Origin of the sequence: Novosphingobium sp. ZW T3_23 (assembly GCF_044987305.1) — a bacterium.
GTDB lineage: Bacteria > Pseudomonadota > Alphaproteobacteria > Sphingomonadales > Sphingomonadaceae > Novosphingobium.
Genome location: NZ_JBJDRF010000013.1, coordinates 21,029 through 37,242 on the forward strand (window position 1 = coordinate 21,029; position 16,214 = coordinate 37,242).

Sequence of the window (16,214 nt, forward strand, 5' to 3'; positions counted from 1 at the left end):
TGCCAATCCCCCCGCTGCCCAGTATCGGCGCGATACGTCATGGGTGGCCCGGAGCCGGGCCCCAAGTCTTAGGACCTGGTGGGAATTTCGGCGCAAGTCGAAAAGCTGCCCCCGCAACTGTGACCGGGGAGCGCCCCTTCCACGCGATGCCACTGGGTCATACCGGGAAGGCGGGAGGCGGCGCGACGATCCGGGAGCCAGGAGACCTGCCTGTGACGGTCGTTCCGCAGCCGGGCGGGGTGTCCCGGCATGCAGCGAGCCCGCGCGCATGAGGAAAGGCGCGCGGCTCCGCCATGGACGGCACTTGTCGTTCAGGTTGGAGGAATACGCGTGAAATACCTGTTTATGCTGGGGACCGCACTCGCGGTCTCAACGCCTTTTGCCACCGCCGCACTGGCGGACGAAGCCGCAATCGATAATATCGTCGTCACCGCGACCCGCACCGAAACGCCCACGAGCGAGATCGGCCAGTCCGTCTCGGTCGTCACCCGCGAGGATATCGAGCGCACCCAGGCGGTCACCGCCACCGACGTGCTGGCGCGCCTGCCGGGCGTGACCTTCACCCAGTCGGGCGGCTTCGGCCAGCCCGCCAGCGTCTTCATCCGCGGCGCCGAGAACGCGCAGAGCCTGGTGCTGATCGACGGCGTGCGGATCAACGATCCGGGCGACGTGGGCGGCGGTTTCGACTTCGGCAGCCTGACGGTGGGCCAGTTCGATCGCATCGAAGTGGTGCGCGGATCGTCCGGCGTGCTCTGGGGCAGCCGGGCCATCGGCGGCGTGATCAACCTCATCACCGCGCGCCCGACCGATGAATGGACCGCGCGCGGGCAGGCGGAATACGGCTGGCGCGACCAGAAGCAGCTCGGCGCCTCGGCAGCGGGCAAACTGGGTCCGGTCGGCCTGACGCTGGGCGGCAACTGGCTCAAGGGTGACGGCTATTCCGCCTTCAACGAGCGCCGCGGTGGCACCGAAAAGGACGGCTTCGAAAGCAAGAGCGCCTATGCCCGCGCCGAAGTGCAGATCGTGGAGGGCCTTTCCGCCGACGCCGGAACCTATTGGACCAAGGCCAACTACGACTACGACAATACCGGGGCCGATGCCCTGAACGTGGGCATGAAGCGCGACACCGTGGGCTACGCTAACTTGCGCTACAAGGGCCTCGATGGCCGCCTCACCGCGCGGCTCGGCTATGGCCTTACCGATACGCGCCGCATCTCCGACGACGCGGTCTTCGGTCCCTTCACCACCAACGGCCGTAACGATCGCTTCGAGGGGCAGGTCTCCTACACCCCGATCGACATGGTCAGCGTGCTGGTCGGCGCCGAAACCGAGAAGCAGAAGTTCTCGGACAACTACGGCTCGAAGGATTCCACCTCGATCGACAGCGTCTTCGGCATGGTCACCCTGCGCCCGGTTACCGGCCTGACCCTGAACGGCGGCGTGCGCTATGACGACAATTCGGACTTCGGCAGCAAGACCACTTTCTCGGCCAACGGCGCCTGGGTGATCGGCGGCAGCGCGGAAGCCCCGATCCTGCGCGCCAGCTATGGCGAGGGCTTCAAGGCGCCGTCGCTCTACCAGCTCTACACCAACGCCGGCTTCCGCGCGCTCGATCCCGAGACGTCGAAGTCCTGGGACGTGGGCGTGGAGCAGCCTTTCGCGGATGGCCACGGCACGTTCTCGGTCACCTACTTCGATCGCAAGACGAAGAACCTGATCGACTACGATCTGGCCGCGTGGAACTACTACAATGTCGGCCGCGCCCGCGCCAAGGGCGTGGAACTGGGCATGCAGGCGACCGACTGGGAGGGCTTCGACATGAGCCTTTCGGCCACCTACCTCGACGCCACCAACGAGATCACCGGCGCGCGCCTGGCCCGTCGCCCCAAGACCAACCTCTATGCCAGCCTCGACAAGCGCTGGGCGGCGGGCTTCCGCCTTGGCGCCGATCTGCGCGTGGGCGGCGGACGCTACGATGACGTCGCCAACGTCAATTATCTCGGCGGAAACGTCGTGGTCGGCCTGCGCACCGCCTATGATGTGACGCAGAATATCCAGGTCTACGGCCGTATCGAGAACCTGTTCGACGAGCATTACGAAGTCGTGCGGACATACGGCACGCCCGGACGCGCGGCTTATGCCGGGGTTCGGGTGAAGATGTGATCCTGTCGTCTGCCCTGACGACCGCGGTTGTACGGGGCAGGCGCAAGGCCCGGCGGTTCCTTGTCGTGCTGGCTCTGGCCGGCTCGGCAATACTGGCGGGCTGCGGGGGCGGTGGCACCACCGAGGCCGCCCCCGCGGAACCGCCCGGCGGAAGGCCAGCCTCCGGCGGAAGGACAGCCTCCGGCGGTTCCGGGCCGACGATCGTCTCGCTCAACCCCTGCACCGATGCGATCCTGGCCGAAGTGACCGGGCCGGGGCAGCTGCTGGCCATCTCCAGCTATAGCCACGATCCCGAAAGCAGCTCCATGCCCATGGCGGAGGCCGGGCGTTTTCGCGCGATCTCCGGGACCGTGGAGGAAGTGGCGACGATCCATCCGCGCGTGGTGGTGGCCAGCGCCTTCCTCGATCCCGCCAGCGAGGCGGCGTTTCGGCGGCTGGGGTACCGGCTGGTCAAGATGCCGATCGCCCCCGACCTCGCCTCCGCGCGCGAGCAGGTGCGCGAACTGGCGCGGCTGGCGGGCCATGCCGGGAAGGGCGAGAAGCTCGTCGCGCGGATCGACGCTGCCGTGGCCCGCAACGCGCCGCCGCCTGCGTGGCGACAGATTCCGGCACTGGTGTGGGAATCCGGTGGACTTGTCGCCGGAGACCGGACCCTGATCGTTGACATGATGAGGCACACGGGCTTTACGAATGTTGCCGGCGCGCGAGGTCTTTCCCAGGCCGATTACCTGCCTCTGGAGAACGTGCTGGCGGACCCGCCGCGCGTGGTCTTCGCGGTGGGCGATCCGCTCGCCGAGGAGGATCGAATGCTGCACCATCCGGCGCTTTCCGCGCTGAAGAGTACCCGGCGGTTCCAGCTCAGCCGTTCCATCCTGTGGTGTGGCGGACCTACCATTCCGCGCGCGCTGGACGAGCTGGCGGCGGCCCGCCGGGCTTACGTCCTGTCGCGGCATTTGTCGCAGGCGCCGCACTCAGGGACGTCTTCGCCCCGGCCATGAACCTGCGTTTCGTCCTGCTGCTGGCCATCGCGCTCTGTATCGCGGTGCCGCTGTCGTTGCTGGCGGGCCGCGTCTGGATCAACCCCCTGGCGCCGGAACTGCACAGCGCCTCGATCATCCTCCTGCAATTGCGCATGCCGCGCGCGGTGCTGGCGCTCGTGCTGGGCGCTGGCCTGGGGGCGTCGGGCGCGGCGATGCAGGGCTACCTCCGCAATCCGCTGGCCGACCCCGGCCTGTTCGGCATCGCGCCGGGCGCGGCGCTGGGCGCGGTGCTGAGTTTCTGGACCGGCTATGCCTCGGCCCCCTGGATGCTGCCGGTCTTCGCGCTGATCGGGGCGGGCGGGGCGATGACCCTGCTGGCGCTGATCGCCGGACGCGGCGGCGGCGTGGCACTGTTCACGCTGGCGGGGCTCATGGTGTCCAGCCTGGCGGGTGCGCTGATGAGCCTGGCGATCAGCCTCAGCCCTTCGCCTTTCGCGATGAGCGAGATCGTCACCTGGATGATGGGCTCTCTGGCCGACCGGTCGTGGCGCGAAGTCTGGATCGCGACGCCGCTGACGCTCGCGGGGATCGGCGTCTTGCTCTACGCCGGACGCGACCTCGACGCCATGACCCTGGGCGAGATGGCCGCGCGCTCGCTGGGCGTGGAGCCGCTGCGGCTTCAGGCGCTGATGATCGTGGGCGTGGGGCTGGTCGTCGGCGCTGGCGTGGCGGTGGCCGGGATCATCGGCTTCGTCGGCCTGATGGTGCCGCATCTGGTGCGGCCGATGACCGACCGCAAGCCGTCCTCGCTGATCCTGCCTTCCGCGCTGGCCGGAGCGCTGCTGCTCCTGATCGCGGACTGCCTTTGCCGCATTCTTCCGCTGGCGGGCGGTGAACTGCGGCTGGGCATCGCGCTCAGCCTGCTGGGCGCGCCGTTCTTCCTGCGACTGCTGCTGCGTATGCGGCGGGGGATGGTGGCGTGAGCTTCGGGGCCGATAACGTGACGGTGGCAGGGCGCCTCGACGGCGTCTCGCTCAATTGCCGCCGGGGCATGGTCACCGCGATCTGCGGCCCCAACGGGGCGGGCAAGTCCACACTGCTGTCGGTGATCGCCGGCCTGATCCGGCCTGACGCAGGCCAGGCGGTGATGGGCGGGCGCCCGCTCACCGCCGTTTCGCTCGCCCAGCGGTCGCAATGGATCGGCTATCTGCCGCAGTCGCCCGAAGTGGCCTGGGACGTTTCGGTGGAAGTGCTGATATCGCTCGGCCGCCTGCCGTGGCGCGACGCTCCCGCCGCCGAAGCGCAGGCCGCGATCGAGGACGCCATCGCCGCGATGGACCTGCAGGACTTGCGCCATCGGCCGGTCTCCACGCTCTCGGGCGGCGAACGCGCCCGTGCGCTGATGGCCCGCGTCCTGGCGACCCAGCCCGGCTGGCTGCTCGCCGATGAGCCGTTCGCCAGCCTCGACCTTGCCCACGGCGCGGCGCTGATGCAGCGGTTTCGCCAGCAGGCGCGGGCAGGCAAGGGCGTGGTCCTGGTACTCCATGATCTGGCGACGGCGATGAACCACGCCGATCAGGTCATGGTGCTGGCGAAGGGCAGGGTTGAGGCGGAAGGACCGCCGGAAATGGCGCTCTCGCACGAGGTCATCGGCCGGGTGTGGAACTGCCCCGCGCACTGGCTGGGCGAACCCGGCGAACGCGCGCTTTCGATCGGCGCCCCCGCACCGCTGGCCGTGGATTTCCGGCAACAGTTCTAGATCTCCGATCCCGCATTCCCTTTCGGGCTATTGCAACGCATTCGCATATGCGGCATGGCGCGTGAAAATCGCCTCGGGCAGAATTGCACTGGGATGAAATCGTTTTCAGGGATAACGCCATGTCGATCGAAACCCGCAGTTCCATCCGCTTTTCGGCGCTTCTCCTGGCAGGCACCTGCATGCTTGCGCCGATGGCGGCCACGGCGCAGGAAGCGCCGGCCAGTTCCGACGACATCCTGGTCACCGCGCAGCGGGCGAACCAGACGCAGGTCAGCGGCAGCGGCAGCCTGGGCGCGCTGGGCGACAAGGCGGCAGAGGACATTCCGTTCAACTTGCGCGCCTACAACGAAGCGCTGATCCTCAACCAGCAGCCCGACAGCCTGGGTGAAGTGCTGGAGAACGATCCGACCATCCGCACCACCCTGGGCTTCGGCATCGCCGGTGAAGTCTTCGTGATCCGCGGCTTCGAACTGGCCTCGGACGACGTCGGCTTCGACGGTCTCTACGGCATCACCCCGCGCCAGCTGGTGGCGCCCGAGCTGTTCTCGTCGGTGCAGGTGATCAATGGCGCCAGCGCCTTCCTCAACGGCGCTGCTCCCGGCGGCAGCGGCATCGGCGGCAGCGTCAACCTGCTGCCGAAGAAGGCGGAGCGCGACATGATCCGCGCGACGGTCGGCTACACCTCGGACTCGCATTTCTCGGGCGCGCTCGACGTCGCCCGCCGGTTCGGCCCGAACGGCGAATGGGGCGTGCGTGTCAACGGCTCGGCCCGGCGCGGCGACATCGCCATCGATAACGAGTTCCACTCCAGCTACGTGCTGGGCGGCACGGTCGACTATGACAGCGGCCCGCTGCGCGCCATGCTGAACGTGAACTACCAGCGCCTGCGCCAGAGCAACTGGCGTCCGAAGGTGGGCATCACCAATGCGATCCCGCGCGTGCCCAAGGCGGACGCCAACTATTCGCAGCCCTGGAGCAAGATCCAGACCGAAGACTTCTTCGGCACCCTCAGCCTCGAATACGATCTGGCCGACAACGCCATGATCTATGCCAAGGTCGGCGCGCGCGACGGCAAGGAGGACCAGATCACGGCGGCGATCAACGTGACTGACCCGGTTACCGGAGCAGCCACGGGCAGCCATTCCTATGTTCCGCGCACCGATAACAACGAATCCGCCACAACCGGCCTGCGCGTCAAACTGAACGGCGGCGGCGTGAGCCACGAGATCAATATCGGCGTCGCGGCGAGCTGGCAGGTGAACCGCAACGCCTATGACTTCTCCGGCTCTTTCGCCACAAATCTCTACGACACGCCGGTCGTGGTTATACCGGATTCCGCTTTCCTGGGCGGTAATCTGGACGATCCGTTTCCGATCAGCCGCACCCGCGTTGCCAGCGTCTTCGCCTCGGACACGGTGGGCTTCTGGGAAGACCGCATCCTGATCACCGGCGGCCTGCGCCTTCAGCAAATCAAGACTACCTCTTACTCCTACGCCACCGGTGCAAAGCAGGGCGGTTACAACAAGGACGCGATCACGCCGGTGGTTGGCGTGGTGATCAAGCCGGTCGCGGGCCTCTCGCTCTATGGCAACCGCATTGAGGGGCTGATACCCGGCACCCAGGCCAGCGCCACGGTCGATGTCGGCGGCACCATCTTCCCTGTCACCAACGGCGGGCAGGTGCTGGCGCCGGTCAAGTCGGTGCAGTACGAAGTGGGCGGCAAGCTCGCGATGGGCCGCTTCAACGCGGGTCTCGCGGTGTTCCAGATCGACAAGCCGAACACCTTCTACCGCCCCGACGCCGACAATGCCGGCTCCTACGAGTACGGCAACTATGGCCAGCAGCGTAACCGGGGCGTGGAGTTCACCATCGACGGCGAGCCCGTCGACGGCCTGCGCGTCATCGGCGGCGTGACCTACACCGACGCGGAACTGCGCCGCACCGATGGCGGCGTGGACCAGGGCAACGACGCAGCGGGCGTGCCCGACTGGCTCGCCAACGCCAACGTCGAGTGGGATCTGCCGTTCCTCCCTGCGCTGACCCTGACCGGGCGCGTGGTCTACACCGGCAAGCAGGCGGTGAACCGGGCTAATACGCTGGAGCTGAACGACTGGACCCGCTTCGATCTCGGCGCCCGCTATGTGGCGCTGATCGGCGGCGACATGCCGCTGACGCTGCGCTTCAACGTCGATAACGTGGCGAACAAGCGTTACTGGGCATCGGCCTTCTCGACCAGCGGCACCCAGCTGCTCCAGGGCGGCCCGCGCACCTTCAAGGCCTCCGCCTCGATCGAATTCTGAGAGTTTGCGGCACCGGCCTAGGGGGCTGGACCGGTGCCGCCCCCAGATGTTCGTTCTGAGATTCGAAGAACGAAAAAGCCGCCGCTTCGGAATACGGAGCGGCGGCTTTTTCGTGTTTGGCGCGGTTGCGTCGGTCCAGCCGGAGGGCCCGCTAGAAGATCGTCGTCGTCCCGGACTTGATCCGGGACCGCTGGCAATCCTTCAGGCGATAGCTCGCAGGGAAGCGCCTCGCGGAGAGGTGGGTTGTTCACGGCCAGCGGTCCCGGATCAAGTCCGGGACGACGAGATGTAAGAAGGGCTCCGTTCCCGTGAACGGAGCCCTTCGCGTCATCCGGCGGCTCGCGGGACGGGCTTCAGCCGCGAGCCTCGTCCTTATTTCGCCTTGGGTGCCAGACCGCGCGCTTCCAGCATCGGCTGGACCTCAGGGTCATGGCCGGTGAAGTCGCGGTAGAGTTCCGCGAAGTCCTTGGTGTGGCCCTGGCCGAGGAAGGTCTTGCGGATGTGGTCGCCGTTCGCGCGGGTCATGCCGCCGTGCTTTTCCACCCAGTCCCAGCCGTCGTGCGCGAGCATCTCGGTCCAGATGTACGAATAGTACCCGGCCGCATAGCCGTTGTCCCAGATATGGCGGAAGTACGGGGTCTTGTAGCGCGGCGGGATCATGTCGGTGTTGAGCCCGGTGGCAGCCAGGGCCTTGGCCTCGAAGGCCATCGGCGGCTGCGCGGCTTCTTCCGGCGACAGCTGGTGCCACTGGATGTCGACCATCGCCGCCGACAGCGTCTCGCCCAGGCCCAGGCCCTGGTTGAAGGTCTCGGCGGCCTTGATCTTGGCGATCAGCTCCGCCGGGATCGTCGCGCCGGTCTGGTAGTGTTTGGCGTAGTTGTTCAGCACTTCGGGGATCGTCGCGAAGTTCTCGTTGAACTGGCTGGGGAACTCCACGAAGTCACGCGCGGTGTTGGTGCCCGAGAGCGAGGGGTACTTCTGGCTGGCGAAGAAGCCGTGCAGCGCGTGGCCGAATTCGTGGAACATGGTCTCCACGTTGTCGAAGCTGACGAGCGCGGGCTGGCCTTCGGCTGGCGGGGCGATGTTCAGGGTATTGCTGACGACGGGCTTTTCACCGAGCAGGTAGGATTGCTCGACGAAATTGTTCATCCAGGCGCCGCCGCGCTTGTTGGAGCGGGCGAAGGGATCGAAGTAGAAGATCGCCAGCTGCTTGCCGTCGGCGTCTATCACGTCGTAGGCGCGCATGGTCGGGTGGTAGACCGGCAGGTCGGTGCGGCGCTTGAAGGTCAGGCCGTAGGTCTTGTTGGCGGCATAGAACACGCCGTCCTCAAGGGTGCGCCAGACTTCGAAGTAGGGCTTGATCTGGTTCTCGTCGAGGTCGTACTTCGCCTTGCGGACCTTCTCGGCGTAGTAGGACCAGTCCCAGGGCTCCAGCTTGATGTTCTGGCCTTCGGCCTTCGCGGCAGCTTCGAGCAGGCCGGCCTCGCGGTCCTGCGTGGCGCGCAGGGCGGGGACGAAGCCCTTCATGAACTCCATCGCCTTGGCGGGCGTCTTCACCATGCGGTCGTACATCTGGTACGTCGCGAAGTCGGGCGCGCCGAGCAGTTTCGCCTTCTTCGCGCGAAGCGTGGCGATCTGCGTGATCATCCCGGTGGTGTCGTACTGGTCGCCGCCCGAGGTGCGGTTGACGCTGGCGTCCCACAGTTTCGTGCGGCTGTCGCGGTTCTTGAGGCTGGTGAGCGCGGCCTGCTGCGTGGTGTTGTCCAGCGCCAGCATGAACTTGCCGGCATGGCCCTTGTCGGCGGCCAGCTTGGCGGCGGCGGCGATCTCGGTCTGCGAGAGCCCGTCGAGCTGCGCGGCGGTGTCGAAGATCGGCGCCTTGGCGGCGGTGGCCGTGGTCAGCTTCTGCGCGAAGGCGGTTTCGAGCTTGGCGATCTCCAGGTTCATCGCCTTCAGCTCGACCTTCTGCGCAGCCGAAAGCAGGGCGCCGCGATGGACGAACTTGTCGTAAGTGGTCGCCAGCAGCATGGCGTCCTCGCCGGTCAGGGCCTTTCCTGCGGCGCTGTCATGCACGGCTTTGACGCGGGCGAACAGCGCATCGTCGAGGTAGATGTCGTCGTTGAGCGCCGAAACCTGCGGGCTCACGGCGGTGTCGATGGCATCCAGCGTATCGTTGGTATTGGCCGAGGTCAGCTGGCTGAAGACGTTGTAGGCGCGGTCGTAGAGCGAGCCGGTACGCTCCATCGCGACGATCGTGTTCTCGAACGTCGGCTTGGCCTTGTTGGCGGCGATGGCCTTGATCTCGGCGCGCTTGGCGGCAATGCCGGCCTCGATCGCGGGCTGCCAGTCGCTGTCCTTGTACTGCGTGAAGTCCGGCGCATGGAGCGGCAGCGTGCTCGGCTTGGCGAAGGGGCCGGTATAGGCGGGAGCAGCGGAAGCGGTCTTCGGGGCGGTCTTGGCAAGTGCCGTCACGGAAAATCCTCCAAGCAGGGCCGCGCCGAGCACGAGCGGAGCAGCGGCGGCCATGAGCCGGGTCTTCATGCGGTTTTTCTCCTGGCTTCGGCAGCCCTTGGGGGAATGTCCAAACGAACGTGCGACGCCTTTTCGAGACATCGCAGGCGGGTGCCGAGATGATCAATGGGCGCGTTTGAAGCGCAGAAAACCAGGGGTTGCAAGCGCAAGGGGCGCCGGATCAGCCGCATTGCTCAAATGACGTATACGACGTTTCCCTAGGCACAGGAATACGCGCCGGAACGCAATCAAGTTGCGTTCCGGCGCGCCGTCAGGTCGCTCCGACAAGGGGGAATCGGTCCGGTCAGTTCGACCGGAAGCGACCTTTGGTCCACACACGCATGGGATCGGTGCCGTCCTCGTGATCGCGGCGATGTTCTTCCCGCTGGCGATCCAGAATCAACGAACCCGTTTTGCGCGCGAACCTGCTGCGGCGAAACGGAATTTCGGCTCCGATATTCATTTCAGGCTCTCCTCTTTCGAGGGGAAACGCAGCCTGGGCGGGGAAAGTTCCCGGAGAATGCGGATTGGAGGGACAAGCGGGATGACGCCGTGTGAGGGGTAAGGCCGTGCTCGACCAGAGCGTATGCGGCAATGGGTGTGTCACGACAGCGCGGGATCGGCCCTGGAATCTCCCGGCACGCCGAGCAGGAACGGCAGCCTCGTCCCCGCAGCCGCATCCGCCAGCGTATGCGCGTCCAGTTCCGCCAGGAAGGCGCTCATCGCCTGGCGCAGGATCGCGGAAAGGCCGCAGGCGGCCTGGAGCAGGCAGTTGCCGCAATCGGCCGGGGTGATGTTCGGCTCCGTCAGGCGCACCACTTCGCCCAGCGTGATCCGATCCGCCGGCCGACCGAGGCGAAAGCCGCCGTTACGGCCGCGCACGGTTTCCAGATACCCGGCATTGCCGAGCAGGTTGACCACTTTCATCGCATGGTTGCGCGAGATGGCGTGCGCATCGGCCACTTGCGCGATGGAGACCAGCCGCGCCGGATCGACGGCGACGTGAAGCAGGATGCGCAAGGCGTAGTCGGTGTGCGCGGTGAGGCGCAAGGGCAGTCTCCGATGAAATGATGCATCCACTTTACATCTTTTGCGATCGGCGTATAGATGCATTCAGTTTGCATCTTTTAAGAGGACGAATCGAAATGGCCGCTCCGCTCAGCGAACAGACCGTCGCCATCATCAAGGCCACCGCGCCCGCGCTCCAGCAGCACGGGGTGGAGATCACGACGCGCATGTATGCCAGGCTGTTCCAGAACGAGGATGTGCGCGCCATGTTCGACCAGGCCGCGCAGGATTCGGGCGAGCAGCCGCGTCGTCTCGCCGCCGCGATCCTTGGCTATGCGCAGAACGTGGACAAGCTCCAGAACCTGACCGGCGCGGTGGCGCGCATGGTGCAGCGCCATGTCGATACCGGCGTCAAGGCCGAGCACTATCCGCTGGTGGCTGAAGCCTTGCTGCCCGCTATCCGCGAAGTCCTCGGCGAAGACGTCGCCACCGACGCAGTTCTCGCCGCCTGGGGCGAGGCCTACTGGTTCCTGGCGGACATCCTGATCGGCAAGGAAGCAGAGGCTTACGCGGAACTGGAAGAGGCCTGAGTCTGGTGGAATAAGCCAAGGCTTGAAACCCGTCGTCCCGGACTTGATCCGGGACCGCTGGCCTCGCGTCACCCAACTCTCGGCTGGGCGCTTTTCTGCGGGGTTTTGCCTAAAGGACTGCCAGCGGTCCCGGATCAAGTCCGGGACGACGTTTATTTTCCGCGTCTTTCTTCAACATATCCGCCGGTTCTACCGCGTCCCCACGCCGCTCTCGAATTGCGACTGGAGGTTCGCCAAAGTCGCGCCCGATATCGGCGGCAGGTCTTGCGCGGTCTTGCCCTTGCGCAAGGCGGCGCGGTCCTTTTCGGTGGGCTCGACCACGCGCACGCGGACGGCCGCCTTGCCTTTGGCCCGCACACCCAGCGCCTCGGCCGCCCCGCGCGAGAGGTCGATGATGCGGGCGCTTTCCCCGAACGGTCCGCGATCGTTGACGCGCACCAGGATGCGGCGGCCGGTGTCGAGCGCGGTCACTTCGACATAGCTGGGCAGGGGCAGGGTGGTATGTGCCCCGGTAATCCACTTCGGCTGGAACCGCTCGCCATTGGCCACCTGGTTGCCGGACTCGCTGCCGTACCATGTCGCATAGCCAAGGACGTCGTAGCCGGGCTGGGCGGCGGGCGTATAGGTCTGGCCGCGCACCTTGTAGGGCGCGCCGACGCGGATCGGGGTGTCGCTGACCGGACGGAACTTCGTGCCGCCGCCGCAGGCCGCCAGGGCGCAAGTCAGGGCCAATGCGAATGCGGGCCTCAGCGCCCTCGTTAAACCAACGCTCATGTGCGGGTCCTAGCTTCGCCAAGGCTCTGTTGTCCATGGCTTGGGGGGAACCGGGCGGCAAGGCGGCAGGTTGTGCAGGGTCGAAGGAGTCAGGCATGTTCAAGTCGATAGCCGTTGCCGCGCGCGATCGGGGCCGGATGGCGGAAGTCTCTGCGGTGATCGCCCGGTTCGGGCTGGACTCGCTGGCGGTGCGGCTCGGTCTGGGCGAGGGGAACGATGAGACGGGCGCGGAACCGCGCGACTTGCCGACCCGCGTGCGTCAGGCGCTGGAAGCGCTCGGCCCCACCTATGTGAAGCTCGGCCAGATCCTCGCCACCCGCCGTGACCTGCTGCCCGACCCCTGGATCGCCGCTTTCGAGCAGCTCCAGAGCGACGCGCCGCGCATTCCTTTCGAAACCTTGCGCGGCGAAGTCGAAACCGCGCTGGGCGAGCCGCCCGAGAGCGCCTTCGCGCATTTCGAAACCGAACCACTGGCCGCCGCCTCAATCGCGCAAGTCCACCGCGCCCGGCTGAAGGACGGCACCGAAGTGGCGGTGAAGATTCGCCGTCCCGGGATTCGCGCGCGAATGGAGGCCGACCTCAGGCTGATGCGCCATCTCGCCGCGCTGGCCGAGGCCCGCAGCGCCTTGGTGCGCCGGATGAAGCCTGCGGCGATGATCGAGCAACTGGGGCGCGAGATCCTGGACGAGCTGGATTTCACCAACGAGGGCCGCAATGCCGACCTGCTGCGGGCCGATCTCGCCTCGCTGGAGCGCGTCACGGTGCCGCGCATCCACTGGGAGTGGACCGGCGAGCAGGTGCTGGTCATGGACTATGTGGAGGGCATCCCCCCGCGCGACCCGGCAGTGCTGAAGGCGGCGGGGATCGACCCTTCGCGCATCGCGGCGCTGGGCGCGGAACTGGTGCTGGAGATGGTGCTGGTCAACGGCCGCTTCCATGCGGATCCGCATCCGGGCAACCTGCTTTGCCTTCCGGGAGACGGGTTGGCTCTTCTCGATCTCGGCTCGGTGGGCTTCGTCAGCCCGCGCCGGCAGCACGAATTCCTGACCTTCATCCTCGCCTTGCGCAGCGGCGATCCCGGCGGCGTGGCCGACATGCTGGCGACCTGGTCCGAAAGCGGCGAAGTCCCGCGCGAAAAGCTGCTGCGGGCCTCGGAGCGGCTGGTGTCGCGGCATGGCACCGGCGCGCTGGTGCTGAACGCGATGGTGGCGGACTTCTTCCCGCTGCTGCGGCAGGAGGGGCTGGTGCTGCCGCCCGACCTGGTGCTGATCTTCAAGGCAATGGTGACGATGGACGGCGTGCTTTCCGGCATCGCTCCGGACTTCGACCTTTCGGAAGCACTTGGGCGGATGCGCGGCAAGCTGGTCGCCTCGCGGTTGCAGCGCCTGGCCGCGCCGGACAAGCTGGAGACGGCGCTGCTCGAACTCTCGCGCGTGGCCGAAGAAGCGCCGCGCTTCCTGCGCGCGGCCTCGGCGCGGATGGAAGCGCCGCCGCCGCCCGCGCGAGACGACGGCACCGCGCGGGCGGTAAGGCTGGCCGGCTGGCTGGTGGGCGGCGCGGTGGTGATCCACGCCGCCGCCAGCCTGCTAGTTCACTGGACGTGAGTTACTTCCGCGCCGCGTCCGACTTGTCGCGCACGGCCTTGAACTCGGAACCCGCCTTCCACTGCGGCCACCTGGCCGAGCCCGCGAGGTCTTCGCCGATCGTGCGCACCAGTTCCACGTCCTGCACCGCGCCCGCCATGTTCCACGCGGGCGACCACGCGTCGCAGGCCTGGTGGTAGCACTGGCCGGTATAGGCATCGATCCAGGCCTGGCCCGCCTTGACGCCGCCCTCCTTGAGATCGGAAGCCCCGGCGATGCCCATCATCAGCATCACCGGCACGCCGCGCTTGGCGAAGGAGAAGTGGTCGGCGCGGTAGAACAGTCCGCGCTCCGGCAGGCTTTCCGCCGTTACCCGGCGCCCTTGCGAGGCGGCGACGCGGGCCATGTCGTCCTCCAGCGTGTCCTGCCCCTTGCCGATCAGCGTCACGTCATGGGCAAGTCCGGCGGTCTGGAGCACGTCGATGGTGAGGTTGGCGACGGTCTTCTCCATCGGGAACACCGGGTTGGCGGCGTAGAATTCCGACCCCAGCAGCCCGCGTTCCTCGGCGGTCCAGGCCGCGAAGACCACCGTGCGCTGCGGCGCCGGAGCCGCCTTCATGACGCGGGCGATGTCGAAGAGGGCGGCCACGCCCACCGCGTCGTCGTTGGCGCCCGCGCGGTAGATGCGGCCCTGCGCATCCGGCGCGCCCTTGCCGTAGGCGTCCCAGTGCGCGCCGAACATCACCACTTCGTCCTTGCGCGCGGTGCCGGGGATCTGCGCCAGGACGTTGTGGCTCATGACCTCCTCATGGCCCACCGGCACGTCGGCGTCGAAGGTCACGCCCTTGAGCACGACCGGCTTGAAGTCCGGACGGCGCGCCGCCACCGACAGCTTGGCGAGATCGAGCCCCGCCGAGGCGAACAGCCGCGTCGCCGCATCGCCCGACAGCCAGCCCTGCAGCGCCACGCTGGTAAGCTGGTCGGCCCCTCGCACGATGTCGTAGTTCTCGCCGCCGGGGCTGGTCACCACGTTCCAGCCATAGCCCGCACCCTCGGTCTCATGGACGATCAGCGCGCCCACCGCGCCCTGGCGGGCGGCTTCCTCGAACTTGTAGGTCCAGCGGCCGTAATAGGTCATCGTCCGGTCGCCGAACTTGCCCGCGGCGGGCTCGCCCTTCGCGGCATGGAAATCGGGATCGTTGACCAGGAAGACGACGACCTTGCCCTTGAGGTCCATACCCTTGAAATCGTCCCAGCCGCGTTCCGGGGCGTTCACGCCATAGCCGACGAAGACCACCGGTGCCTGCGCGATGCGGGCGCTGTCGTCCGGCCTCAGGGTGGAGAGGTAGACGTCCTTGGCGACCGTCAGCGGCATCGCGCCCTTGGGTCCGGAGAAGGCCAGCACCTTGGGCTTGCCGAGCGTGGTGTGGAGCAAGGGCACCTTCTGCACCCACTGCCCGTCCGGCCCGGCGGGCTGGAGGCCGATGTCCTGGAACCGGGCGATGAGGTAGCCGATGGTGCGCTCTTCCCCCACCGTGCCCGGCGCGCGGCCTTCGAAGGTATCCGAGGCCAGCGTCTTCACATCGGCCACCATGCGGTCGCCGTCGATCGCGTCCCTGGCGAGGGCGGTTGCGGGCAAGGAAACGGCGAGCAGCGCGGCGACCGGCGCGAGGAGGGGGGATGTCTTCATAACCTGCGCTTTTAGGACGCCGGGCAGGGGAGGCAAGGGGCGCCGGACGATCCACAGGGGGGCAGGGGTGCGCGGGATGAACGGTATGGGAGGTAAGGGCGCTCCGGACGAACCATGTGGGAGGTAAGGGCGCTCCGGACCAACCGTCGTCCCGGACTTGATCCGGAACCGCTGGCCTCGCGTCCCCCTGCTCCCGGCAGGGCGCCCCTCCGCAAGCTCGCGCCTGAAGAACGGCCAGCGGTCCCGGATCAAGTCCGGGACGACGAAGCTGCCCTGTCGGCTTTGCGAGAGCGACCCTGGCCAGAGTCCGCAATAAGCGCTTCCTGCCGGGACGGCTTCCGAATAAAAACCCCACAAAGCCGCGACAACGCACCTGCCAATCCTACTTATAAAACCCCTCGCGCAGCTTCACGTCGTGCTCCAGCCAGACCTTCAGCGCCGCCAGCATGCCGGTCCAGCCCTCGCAGTTCGCGTAGGAGGCCTTCAGCCCCTCGGGCGTGTCCGACCAGCCTTCCTCGGTGATCTGCACGAGGGTGCGCCCGTCATCGAGCATCTCGAAGGCCAGGGTGACGAGGGTGCGGTGCTCGCCTTCCTCGTCGGGGAGGACGGCTTCCTTGTCGCCGCCCCAGCGGAGCAGGACGTGGCGGTCCTTCACGGCTTCCACGACATGGACCGGAAAGGCGCCGGGGAAGTCGTGGAAATCCCAGGAGACGACCGCGCCGGTTTCCAGGCGTCCCCTGGCGCCGCCGGTCGTGAAGTAGTGCGATAGCGAGGCGGGATCGGCGACGGCTTCGAAAACATCGCCGATCGGTCTGGCGATCCTGCCGGAGACGGTGAACCTGGGCTTCATCGTTGT

Annotated in this window: 13 protein-coding genes and 1 riboswitch; of the genes, 7 read left to right on the forward strand and 6 right to left on the reverse strand. The window is 67.1% G+C overall.

Translation table 11 applies throughout. The features are described from left to right. Positions 1–39: 39 nt before the first annotated feature. Positions 40–229, forward strand: a riboswitch (cobalamin riboswitch). 101 nt (positions 230–330) lie between these two features. From ACI3K3_RS09505 to ACI3K3_RS09525, 5 genes are all read left to right on the forward strand, one after another. Continuing rightward, positions 331–2,163, forward strand: a complete 1,833-nt coding sequence (locus ACI3K3_RS09505) for a TonB-dependent receptor domain-containing protein (RefSeq protein ID WP_404913347.1) — start codon at positions 331–333, stop codon at positions 2,161–2,163. Continuing rightward, positions 2,160–3,161, forward strand: a complete 1,002-nt coding sequence (locus tag ACI3K3_RS09510) for an ABC transporter substrate-binding protein (RefSeq protein ID WP_404913348.1) — start codon at positions 2,160–2,162, stop codon at positions 3,159–3,161. The genes ACI3K3_RS09505 and ACI3K3_RS09510 overlap by 4 nt, the downstream gene beginning before the upstream one ends. Then, the gene (locus ACI3K3_RS09515; protein ID WP_404913349.1) at positions 3,158–4,126 is read left to right on the forward strand and encodes a FecCD family ABC transporter permease; all 969 of its coding nucleotides are present in this window, start codon (positions 3,158–3,160) and stop codon (positions 4,124–4,126) included. Before ACI3K3_RS09510 ends, ACI3K3_RS09515 begins: the two co-directional genes overlap by 4 nt. After that, positions 4,123–4,902 carry an ABC transporter ATP-binding protein gene (locus tag ACI3K3_RS09520; RefSeq protein WP_404913350.1) on the forward strand — a complete coding sequence of 260 codons (780 nt, stop codon included), beginning with the start codon at positions 4,123–4,125 and terminating at the stop codon, positions 4,900–4,902. The genes ACI3K3_RS09515 and ACI3K3_RS09520 overlap by 4 nt, the downstream gene beginning before the upstream one ends. Before the next feature lie 119 nt (positions 4,903–5,021). After that, positions 5,022–7,202 carry a TonB-dependent receptor gene (locus ACI3K3_RS09525; protein WP_404913351.1) on the forward strand — a complete coding sequence of 727 codons (2,181 nt, stop codon included), beginning with the start codon at positions 5,022–5,024 and terminating at the stop codon, positions 7,200–7,202. Positions 7,203–7,574: 372 nt separating this feature from the next. Here the strand turns inward: ACI3K3_RS09525 and ACI3K3_RS09530 are convergent, their stop codons facing one another. From ACI3K3_RS09530 to ACI3K3_RS09540, 3 genes are all read right to left on the reverse strand, one after another. After that, positions 7,575–9,743, reverse strand: a complete 2,169-nt coding sequence (locus ACI3K3_RS09530) for a M3 family metallopeptidase (protein ID WP_404913352.1) — start codon at positions 9,741–9,743, stop codon at positions 7,575–7,577. 274 nt (positions 9,744–10,017) lie between these two features. Next, a complete protein-coding gene (locus ACI3K3_RS09535; RefSeq protein WP_313437987.1) occupies positions 10,018–10,176 on the reverse strand; it encodes a hypothetical protein in 159 nt (52 codons plus the stop codon). Between the two features lie 140 nt (positions 10,177–10,316). After that, positions 10,317–10,763 carry an Rrf2 family transcriptional regulator gene (locus ACI3K3_RS09540; RefSeq protein ID WP_404913353.1) on the reverse strand — a complete coding sequence of 149 codons (447 nt, stop codon included), beginning with the start codon at positions 10,761–10,763 and terminating at the stop codon, positions 10,317–10,319. 95 nt (positions 10,764–10,858) lie between these two features. Here ACI3K3_RS09540 and ACI3K3_RS09545 point away from each other — a divergent pair, with 95 nt between their 5' ends. After that, on the forward strand, positions 10,859–11,311 hold the full coding sequence (locus tag ACI3K3_RS09545) for a globin domain-containing protein (RefSeq protein WP_404913354.1): 453 nt from the start codon (positions 10,859–10,861) through the stop codon (positions 11,309–11,311). Positions 11,312–11,500: 189 nt separating this feature from the next. On the opposite strand, the gene ACI3K3_RS09550 is transcribed toward ACI3K3_RS09545, so the two are convergent. After that, a complete protein-coding gene (locus ACI3K3_RS09550) occupies positions 11,501–12,085 on the reverse strand; it encodes a septal ring lytic transglycosylase RlpA family protein (protein ID WP_404913355.1) in 585 nt (194 codons plus the stop codon). 95 nt (positions 12,086–12,180) lie between these two features. Here ACI3K3_RS09550 and ACI3K3_RS09555 point away from each other — a divergent pair, with 95 nt between their 5' ends. Continuing rightward, complete coding sequence (locus ACI3K3_RS09555; RefSeq protein WP_404913356.1) at positions 12,181–13,689, forward strand: ABC1 kinase family protein; 1,509 nt, start codon at positions 12,181–12,183, stop codon at positions 13,687–13,689. Between the two features lies 1 nt (position 13,690). On the opposite strand, the gene ACI3K3_RS09560 is transcribed toward ACI3K3_RS09555, so the two are convergent. Both ACI3K3_RS09560 and ACI3K3_RS09565 read right to left on the reverse strand, forming a co-directional pair. Beyond that, positions 13,691–15,358: a M28 family metallopeptidase gene (locus ACI3K3_RS09560; RefSeq protein WP_404913357.1), complete on the reverse strand. Its 1,668-nt coding sequence runs from the start codon at positions 15,356–15,358 to the stop codon at positions 13,691–13,693. Positions 15,359–15,740: 382 nt separating this feature from the next. Then, positions 15,741–16,208 (reverse strand): SRPBCC domain-containing protein, encoded by a 468-nt coding sequence (locus ACI3K3_RS09565; protein WP_404913358.1) that lies wholly within the window; start codon positions 16,206–16,208, stop codon positions 15,741–15,743. Positions 16,209–16,214: the final 6 nt, after the last annotated feature.

What these genes read in the sequence shown, in the direction of transcription:
- ACI3K3_RS09535 (WP_313437987.1), bottom strand. Translation starts at nt 10,176, where the DNA reads ATGAATATCGGAGCCGAAATTCCGTTTCGCCGCAGCAGGTTCGCGCGC.
- ACI3K3_RS09525 (WP_404913351.1), top strand. Translation starts at nt 5,022, where the DNA reads ATGTCGATCGAAACCCGCAGTTCCATCCGCTTTTCGGCGCTTCTCCTG.
- ACI3K3_RS09515 (WP_404913349.1), top strand. Translation starts at nt 3,158, where the DNA reads ATGAACCTGCGTTTCGTCCTGCTGCTGGCCATCGCGCTCTGTATCGCG.
- ACI3K3_RS09530 (WP_404913352.1), bottom strand. Translation starts at nt 9,743, where the DNA reads ATGAAGACCCGGCTCATGGCCGCCGCTGCTCCGCTCGTGCTCGGCGCG.
- ACI3K3_RS09565 (WP_404913358.1), bottom strand. Translation starts at nt 16,208, where the DNA reads ATGAAGCCCAGGTTCACCGTCTCCGGCAGGATCGCCAGACCGATCGGC.
- ACI3K3_RS09560 (WP_404913357.1), bottom strand. Translation starts at nt 15,358, where the DNA reads ATGAAGACATCCCCCCTCCTCGCGCCGGTCGCCGCGCTGCTCGCCGTT.
- ACI3K3_RS09555 (WP_404913356.1), top strand. Translation starts at nt 12,181, where the DNA reads ATGTTCAAGTCGATAGCCGTTGCCGCGCGCGATCGGGGCCGGATGGCG.
- ACI3K3_RS09550 (WP_404913355.1), bottom strand. Translation starts at nt 12,085, where the DNA reads ATGAGCGTTGGTTTAACGAGGGCGCTGAGGCCCGCATTCGCATTGGCC.
- ACI3K3_RS09545 (WP_404913354.1), top strand. Translation starts at nt 10,859, where the DNA reads ATGGCCGCTCCGCTCAGCGAACAGACCGTCGCCATCATCAAGGCCACC.